This window comes from Chitinophaga rhizosphaerae (assembly GCF_003958645.1).
In the GTDB taxonomy this organism is placed as follows: Bacteria; Bacteroidota; Bacteroidia; order Chitinophagales; family Chitinophagaceae; genus Chitinophaga; species Chitinophaga rhizosphaerae.
In genome coordinates this window covers 87,365-96,128 of the sequence record NZ_RXLO01000015.1, presented here as the reverse complement: position 1 = coordinate 96,128, position 8,764 = coordinate 87,365, and the positions used below count along the sequence as shown (strand labels likewise).

Sequence of the window (8,764 nt, the reverse complement as noted above, 5' to 3'; positions counted from 1 at the left end):
AAATCATTGAGTACATAAACTATTACAATAACCACAGAATCAAATTAAAACTAAACGGCTTGAGTCCAATACAATATCGAACTCAAGCCGCTTAATCTAAAAAGTCCAACCTTTTGGGAGCACTACATTCGCAGACCGGCTTTCCTTCCCGAATGTATGCGTTACGCCGCTTTCTTGCGGATGGGCGCTACTTTCGATTTCTTCGGATGTACGAGTTTCATTTCTTCCACCAGGTGCGTGGCCCCGGCGAATTTGTCGACTATGAAAAGTACGTAGCGAATGTCTACCATGATGTTGCGGCAGATAGACGCGTCGTAGTTGATGTCGCTCATCGTGCCTTCCCAGGTGCGGTCGAAGTTCAGGCCGATGAGGTTGCCGTAAGCGTCCAGCGCGGGACTGCCGGAATTGCCGCCGGTGGTATGGTTGGAGGCGATGAAGCACACCGGCATTTTGCCGTTTTGTCCATATCGTCCGTAGTCCTTACTGGCGTGGAGCTGGCGGAGTTTCTCGGGAACGTCGAACTCGTAATCGCCCGGTTTGTATTTTTCCATCACGCCATCGAGCGTGGTCATGAAATCATATTCCACGGCGTCGCGGGGGGAATAGCCGCCCACTTTGCCGTAAGTGAGGCGCAGGGTGCTGTTGGCGTCGGGATAGAAGCGCCGGTCTTTCAGTACATCCATCTGCGCCTGCATGTAGCGGCGCTGGAGGCGGTTGATGTCTGACTGGATGGCGTCGTGCGGTTCATTGACCAGTTCGGCGTAGCCGTTGCGCAGGCCGATGAGGAGCCTGGTGGCAGGGTCTTTCCAGATATCGGTGGCCACGGTGGCGTAAGGCCGGTCGAGGAATGCTTTCAGTGCGTCGTAGCTGGTGAGCGCCGATTTGCTGAAAATATTGTCTGCCGTGATTTTGCCGTCTTTATTCGTTTCCATCCATATCTGGTAGCCTTCTCCGCCGATCTTGGCGGAGGGCACTTCTTTGAAATATAAATCCAGCAAAGCCGTGGTCACGTCCTTGTCTACCGCCGTGCTGTAATTCTTGTAAGTGGATTCGGTGGAAGCAAGGAATTTGTCGCGCAGCGCGGGATATTCCGCTTCGCCTTTCGCACGAACGTGCTGCATGAGGTTCACGACGTTGTTGGCCATGTTGAGGATTTCCGTATTGCGGACGAGCTCGGTGTAGTAATCGCGGGCCACGGCATAGGGGGCCAGGTCGTCGTACAGTTTGTTGAGCGAATCGAGCAATCCGCCATATTCCTTGCGCAGCGCGGGATTGGCCTGTACGCCATCGGTGAAGCGCTTTTCATACGCCAGTTTCCTTTGGATGCCCCCGGTCTGCTGCACGCCCTGCATCTCCCCGATCCATTTTTTCCAGGCGTTTGCCATGGAAGCCTGTTTGGCGGCATATTGTATCTTGATTTGGCTGTCTTTGCGCATATACCCGTCGATCACTTTGAGCGCCGCATCGCGCATGCCCACGCGTGCGGGGTCCTGTCCTTCCACCGTCAGCCGCATGGCGCGGGAAGGCAGGTATTCGTTGGTGCGGCCGGGGAACCCGAACACCATGGTGAAATCGTTTTCCGCTACGCCGTCCAGCGAAATGGGCAGGAAGTGTTTGGGCTGCAGGGGCACGTTTTCCAGGCTGTATTCGGCCGGTTTGTTGTCTTTCCCTGCATATACGCGGAACATGGAGAAGTCGCCCGTATGGCGGGGCCACATCCAGTTATCGGTATCCGCGCCGAATTTGCCGATGGAAGACGGCGGTGTGCCGACGAGGCGGACGTCTTTATAGGTTTCGGTTACGAAGAGGAAATACTGGTTGGCTTCGAAGAAGGGTTTGACGAGCACTTCCTGCCAGGATTCCTTTTTCGCGGAAGACTTGATGGCCGCGAGGTTTTTATCGATGGCCGACTGCCGGCCGCGCTCGTCGAGGTCGCCGCCTACGCCTGCGAGGGCCTGTTTGGTCACGTCTTCGATGCGGACGATGAAGGTGGCGGTGAGCCCGGGGTTGGGGAGCTCTTCGCGCTGTGTGCGTGCCCAGAAGCCCCGGTCGAGATAGTTATTTTCCAGCGTGGTGTGTTTCTGGATGGCGTCGAAACCGCAGTGGTGGTTGGTGAGGAGGAGGCCTTTGGAGGAGATGATCTCGCCGGTGCAGAAACCGCCGAAGCTCACGATGGCGTCTTTCAAACTGCCTTTATTCACGTTATAAATATCGGACGCGTTGATTTTCAACCCCATTCCCTTCATTTCTTTCTCGTTCAGCGAGCCCAGCAGGTGGGGGAGCCACATCCCTTCCGTAGCGGAAGCGGAGATATGGGTGGCGATGAGTGCCCCCACCAGCAGGTATAGCTTAAAAGTTTGCCGCATAAGTTTGATTTGGTGAAACAAAGCGGCAATTTAAGGAAAGCGCGCAACATGAAAAAAGGGCGTCCCGATGAACCGGGACGCCCTTCCATATACGGTAATAAACTATTACAGGTGGATGGCTTCGCCATAAGCCGCCTCGATGGCATCTTTTACCGCCTCGGCCATGGTCGGGTGCGGGTGGATGCTGTTGAGCACTTCCTGGTACGTGGTTTCCAGGGTGCGGGCGGTAACGGTCTGTACGATGGCTTCGGTCACGTTCGCGCCGATCATGTGGGTACCCAGCCATTCGCCGTATTTGGCGTCGAAGATCACTTTTACGAAACCTTCGGTAGCGCCGGCGCCAACTGCCTTTCCGGAAGCGGTGTAGGGGAATTTGCCCACTTTCACTTCGTAACCGGCTTCCTTCGCCGCTTTCTCGGTGTAACCTACGGAAGCGATCTCGGGTGCGCAATACGTACATCCCGGCACATTGTTGTAGTCAACAACTGCGGGTTTGTGGCTGTATTTTTTCTCGTTGTAGGCGATGGCTTCCACGCAGATGATCGCTTCGCGGGAAGCAACGTGCGCGAGGGCCTGGCCGGGAACGATGTCGCCGATGGCGTAAACGCCGGTAACGTTGGTAGCGTAGTATTTGTCAACCAGTACTTTACCCTTGTCGGTTTTAACACCGAGGGTTTCGAGGCCGATGTTTTCGATGTTGGAGGTGATGCCCACGGCGCTCAGTACAACGTCCGCTTCGAGGGTCACTTCGCCGGAAGCGGTTTTCACCTTGGCTTTCACGCCGGATTTGGTGGCTTCCACGGCTTCTACGGAAGAATTGGTCATCACGTCGATGCCTTTCTTCTTGTAGATTTTTTCCAGTTCCTTGGAGATATCTTCGTCTTCCACCGGCACGATGCGCGGCATGAATTCAACGATGGTCACTTTGGTACCCATGGTAGCGTAGAAGTAAGCGAATTCCACGCCGATGGCGCCGGAACCTACTACGATCATGCTTTTGGGCTGGGTGGGGAGGTTCATGGCCTCGCGGTAGCCGATCACGGTTTTGCCGTCGATCTTCAGGTTCGGCAGCTCGCGGGAGCGGGCGCCGGTGGCGAGGATGATATGTTTGGCTTCGTGAACGGCGGCTTTACCGTCTTTGTCGGTCACTTCCACCTGTCCTTTCGCTTTCAGTTTACCGTTGCCGGGGAGCACGTCGATCTTGTTCTTCTTCATGAGGAACTGAACGCCTTTGCTCATTTTGTCGGCCGCGCCGCGGGAGCGTTTGATCACCGCGGGGAAATCAGCTTTCGCATCGCCTACGGTCACGCCGTAATCTTTGGAATGCTGGATATATTCCATTACCTGTGCAGATTTCAACAATGCCTTGGTTGGGATACATCCCCAGTTCAAACAGATACCGCCCAAATTCTCCCGTTCTACTATCGCTGTTTTAAAACCCAGTTGAGAAGCCCGGATAGCCGCCACGTATCCACCGGGACCGCTACCAATTACGATTACGTCGTATGCCATATTGCTTGATTTTTAAAATAAACGTGGCAAATGTAGTAAAAAAAAGGAAAGTTACCCATGATATCCGCCCAGACATGACAATGCCGGGATACTCGGCCCAACGGCCATAAAAAAGGCCCCCTTGCGCAGGGGGCCCTTTCCATATCTTCCGAAACCGTAATTACCTGAGGTCCACCACCTCAACGCCGGGATGCTTTTTGGCGTCGAACGTGAACATATCGTCGGTCACCGCGCCATTAGGCTGGAAACTGTTGATCTCGTAAGTATAACGGTTGCCGTTTTTCTCGAACACTTTCATGCGCGCCAGCGTCTGCGTCTTCTTGTCCACATCGATCAGCACTTTGAAAAAGGGCTTCGATTTGTCGGTCGGCGTCAGCTCGATATTCTGCAGCACTTTGCCTTTTTCGCTGGTTTCTCCGTTCAGTTTGTACAGGAAATCCTTGTCGTAGAAATTGGTGAAGATCTTCGCCGGCGTCATGCCCTGGCTGCTTTGGTCCACATTATTGATGGTCACCTCGTTCACGTCTTTGGCGTAGGTCCAGGAAGTCTTGTTGTCGCTGATGATCTCCTGGTCGCCCATCACCACCTTATATTTCGCGCCTTTCACGTATACCGAGCCCTTTTTGGAGTCGGACACGCTGTTATTGGCACCTTCCACTTTCAAAACGAAATTGGCGATAACAGATTTGAGGGACTTGAACTTCTTGCTCACGTTGTCGAGCACTACCTTGGCCTTCGGATCGCTTTTGCCCGTCTGTGCCATGGCGCCGCCCATCAGTCCGCAAAGAACCAGCCCCGTAAATACCGTTTTCTTGATCATTCTGTTCATTTTAAGTTTATTCTCAGGTAAGATAGACAAATGTTATGCCGAGACGTTTAAATCCCCCTGTTAAAGAAATGCAAAATTATTACAAATTATGCTTATAACATACTATTGAGGATCTCTTCGAGGTCGGCTTCCGTTTTCACGTTCACTTCCCGGGCCTTGCTGCCCATGTTGGGGCCTACGATCCCGGCGGCCTCCAGCTGGTCCATGAGCCGGCCCGCCCTGTTATAGCCCAGTTTCATGCGTCGCTGTAGCAAAGAAGTAGATCCCTGCTGGTTTTGCACGATCACGCGGGCAGCTTCCTCAAACAGCGGGTCCCGGTCGGCCAGGCTGAAATCCTTCCCTTCCATGTCTTTCTCATCAATATATTCCGGCAGCAGGAACGCATCGGGGTAGCCACGCTGTTCTCCGATGAATTCGGCCACAGACTCCACTTCCGGCGTATCCACGAAGGCGCACTGGAGGCGCACCACCTCGCCGTTGAAGGAAATCAGCATGTCGCCCTGCCCGATCAGCTGCTCCGCACCGCCGGTATCGAGGATAGTGCGGGAGTCGATCTTCGAGGAAACCTTGAACGCGATACGCGCCGGGAAGTTGGCTTTGATGGTACCGGTAATAATATTGACAGACGGGCGCTGCGTAGCGATGATCAGGTGGATGCCCACGGCGCGCGCCAGCTGGGCCAGCCGCGCGATCGGCATTTCCACTTCCTTGCCGGCCGTCATGATCAGGTCGGCGAACTCGTCGATCACCAGTACGATGAACGGCAGGTAACGGTGCCCTTTCTGCGGATTGAGGCGGCGTTGGGTGAACTTGGCGTTGTACTCGCGGATATTACGCGTACCGGCTTCTTTCAGCAGGTCGTACCGCAAATCCATCTCGATACAAAGCGCGTTGAGCGTATGCACCACCTTTTTGGTATCGGTGATGATGGCGTCTTCCTCACCCGGCAGCTTCGCGAGGAAGTGCTTCTCGATGAGCTTGTACAGGCTCAGCTCCACTTTCTTCGGGTCTACCAGCACGAATTTCAGCTGGGAAGGATGTTTTTTGTAGAGCAGGGAAACGAGCAGCGTATTGATACCCACCGACTTACCTTGCCCGGTAGCGCCCGCCATGAGCAGGTGGGGCATTTTGGCGAGGTCGGCGATGAAGTTCTCGTTATCGATCTTTTTGCCGATGGCGATGGGAAGGTCCATCTGGCTATGCTGGAATTTATCGGACGCGAGCATGTTCCGGAGCGAAACGATGGTTTTTTTCACGTTCGGCACTTCGATACCGATCGTTCCGCGGCCCGGGATGGGCGCGATGATGCGGATACCGAGCGCGGAAAGGCTCAGCGCGATATCGTCTTCCAGGTTTTTGATCCGGGAGATGCGCACGCCGGCCGCCGGTACGATTTCGTACAGGGTAACGGTGGGGCCCACGGTGGCGCTGATCTTCTGGATGGAAATATCGTAGTTCTTGAGGGTGTCGATGATCTGGTTCTTGTTCTTTTCCAGCTCCGATGCGTCTTGCACGATCTTGTCGGACCCGTGGTTTTCCAGCAGGTCGAGCGCCGGGTATTTATAGTCGCGCAGATCGAGCGTAGGCTCGTAGGGGTCTACGGGCACGGCTTCGCGGACGGGTACGATCTCTTCCACTTCTTCGTCTGTCGGGTCTTCATACACCGGTTTGATCTCGAAGGCCACGTCTTCCACTGTCCTGGGCTTGCGGGGAACGGGCGGCGGAATATCGAGCGGGATGGGTGCGGGCTCCGGTTCGGGGAGCGGTTGCGGCGGCGGCGCGTCGTCGTGGATGGTGAGTTTCAGCTCTTCCAGCGCCAGGTCTTCCGCTTCCGGTTCGGGCATGGCGAACGGCGGAGGGGTTGTGGCGAGGGGGGCCGGCTCTTCCCTTTCGATCAGCTGTAAAGCCGGATCGAACGCCTCTTCTTCTTCCTCTTTGAAAACAGGCGGGGCATCGCCCTTCAGGCCGTTGTACCGGTCGTTGATGGAAGGCGCGTTCCGCAGGTCTTCCACTTCCCCTTCATCTTCCGCCTCTTCCTCCGCATATGCCGGCATTACCGGTTTGGCGGCTTTGGCCTGTTTTTCGGGCCATTTGAAATCGAGGTTGAATTTCCAGATGAGCCAGCAGATGCCTGCGGTGATGAGCAGCAGGCCGGTGCCGGTTTTCCCGAGGAAACCGCTTACCCATTTATTCAGCGCGTCGCCCATGGCGCCGCCCCAGGGGAAAGCCGATTTACCGGAAAGGAAAGCGAAGGTCATGCTGAGGAACAGCAATCCGAAGATGATGTATTTCACATTTCGCCAGAAGCGGAAAACCCTCCGCCCCACGATGAAATTGATGCCTACGATAAAGAAAAAATAGGTGAACAGGTACGACGCAACACCGAACCCTTTGTAAAAAAACCAGTGCGACGTAAACGCGCCCAGCCTTCCCAGCAGGTTGTCCACATCCACATCGTCGCGGAACAGCACGGAGGAGGAATAGCGGAATACCTTGTCCTGGTCTTCTTCCCAGGTGAAGAGATAAGACGTGAACGCGATGAAACAGTAGAGGGCCAGCAGCAGGAAAACGGCACCCAGCACTTTGTGGGTCCGCTCGTCCTTCACCAGCTCCCGCACTTTCACTTCCGGCTCCTTGTCGGGCTTGAGCACGTCGGGATTGGGGGCCGGGGCCTCTTTCTTCTTTTTTGGTTCTTTCTTCTCTGATTTCAGTTTGTTACCTGCCATAATCGAATTCAAAATTAAACTATAGCCGGGCAATCGCGGAAATTATTTCCGCAGGCCGGTTTTAAGCCGTATCCAGTCGGATATTTCGCTGAGCACGGCTGGTGATATGGTTTCCGTCAGTCTCGCGTATTCCATGACCTGACAGCTTTTGCATGTTTGAAAAAGATGGTTGAGCCCGGGCATTTCGCGGGTATCCGCATTTTTAATGCCATTCTTCCAACCCGGAAGATGAATGCTGCTGATCACCTGCACGTCTTTATCGCCGTTAAGCGCCAGCACCGGACATGTCACTTTGGCAAAATAGGGTTTTGGATCGAAACGGACGATGGAAAGGTATTCAGGCGTCAGATATTGTGACGAAACCTGTTGTATGAACATCCCTTCCTCCATGTTTTTCTGAATATTCGGATTGTCGTCGTATTGTGCCCTGGCGTTGCTTCGGATGCGGCCCCTCAGTGCGGCGGTGTCTTTTTCCTGCAAAATGGCGTCCATCATTTTGCGCTGGTAGCCCAGCTGTTGTTGCACGATGGAATCGCCGGCCTGGTACTGCTGGAGGATCGCTTTGGTCTGGCTCATGATCAGCTCGTCTCCCCTGACGCCCGGCCCCGCCATGGACACGAGGAACTTAACCGCCGGGTTTTCCGCGGCCAATACCAGCCCGATGGCCCCGCCTTCGCTATGCCCGATCACGCCGATCCTGGAGCCATCCACGTCTGCCCGGCCTTTCAGGTATTCCAGCGCCGCTTCCGCATCCCGCGTGAATTCTGCGATGCCGCTGCCTTTCATCACGCCACGGCTCTCTCCCACCCCCCGATCGTCGTACCGCAGCACGGCAATGCCGTTGCGGGTGAGGTAATCCGCGATCACGAGGAAGCTTTTATGGCCGAGGATATTGCTGTTCCTGTCTTGCGGCCCGCTGCCGGAAATCAGCACCACGGCGGGATATTTGCCGGGTTCGAAGGGCCTGGAGAACGTGCCGGCGAGGGAAATACTGTCTTTCCGGTTAGGGAAGTACGTATTTTCCACATGATAGGGATATTTGGGTTTGGGTTCCTGGGGGCGCTCCTGCGCGTAGGCTATAGAAGCCGTTACCAGCAAGGCCAGCACGAAATGGAGTTTGTACAAGATCGACATGTGTGAATGATTTGTAGGTTTGTTGGACGCGGGTCCTTATGCAAAATATATGCAGGAATTGTGAAATCAGCAAAATGATGTGGCCGGCAGGAGAATTTCCGGACGCCCGCGGGTTGCCGGGCATCCGGGCCGTGGAACGGCAAAAGTCGCGTCCCTGTGGGCAAGACGCATATTTTCATAGGTCCCGTTCCGGGAAA

The 8,764-nt window shown here is 54.9% G+C and carries 6 protein-coding genes; 1 reads left to right on the top strand and 5 read right to left on the bottom strand.

Annotated elements, in window-relative coordinates; translation table 11 throughout:
* Positions 1 to 95 (top strand): IS3 family transposase (locus EJ361_RS23875; protein WP_164714262.1); only part of this gene is annotated, 95 nt, incomplete at its 5' end.
* A 66-nt stretch (positions 96 to 161) separates the two neighbouring features.
* On the opposite strand, the gene EJ361_RS23870 is transcribed toward EJ361_RS23875, so the two are convergent.
* The 5 genes from EJ361_RS23870 to EJ361_RS23850 form a co-directional block, all read right to left on the bottom strand.
* A complete protein-coding gene (locus EJ361_RS23870) occupies positions 162 to 2,366 on the bottom strand; it encodes a S46 family peptidase (protein WP_126249096.1) in 2,205 nt (734 codons plus the stop codon).
* Positions 2,367 to 2,471: 105 nt separating this feature from the next.
* Positions 2,472 to 3,878 (bottom strand): dihydrolipoyl dehydrogenase, encoded by a 1,407-nt coding sequence (lpdA, locus tag EJ361_RS23865; protein ID WP_126249095.1) that lies wholly within the window; start codon positions 3,876 to 3,878, stop codon positions 2,472 to 2,474.
* Positions 3,879 to 4,038: 160 nt separating this feature from the next.
* Positions 4,039 to 4,698: a LolA family protein gene (locus tag EJ361_RS23860; protein WP_164714404.1), complete on the bottom strand. Its 660-nt coding sequence runs from the start codon at positions 4,696 to 4,698 to the stop codon at positions 4,039 to 4,041.
* Between the two features lie 101 nt (positions 4,699 to 4,799).
* A complete protein-coding gene (locus EJ361_RS23855; RefSeq protein WP_126249093.1) occupies positions 4,800 to 7,433 on the bottom strand; it encodes an FtsK/SpoIIIE family DNA translocase in 2,634 nt (877 codons plus the stop codon).
* Positions 7,434 to 7,475: 42 nt separating this feature from the next.
* Positions 7,476 to 8,567: an alpha/beta hydrolase gene (locus EJ361_RS23850; protein WP_126249092.1), complete on the bottom strand. Its 1,092-nt coding sequence runs from the start codon at positions 8,565 to 8,567 to the stop codon at positions 7,476 to 7,478.
* Positions 8,568 to 8,764 lie beyond the last annotated feature (197 nt).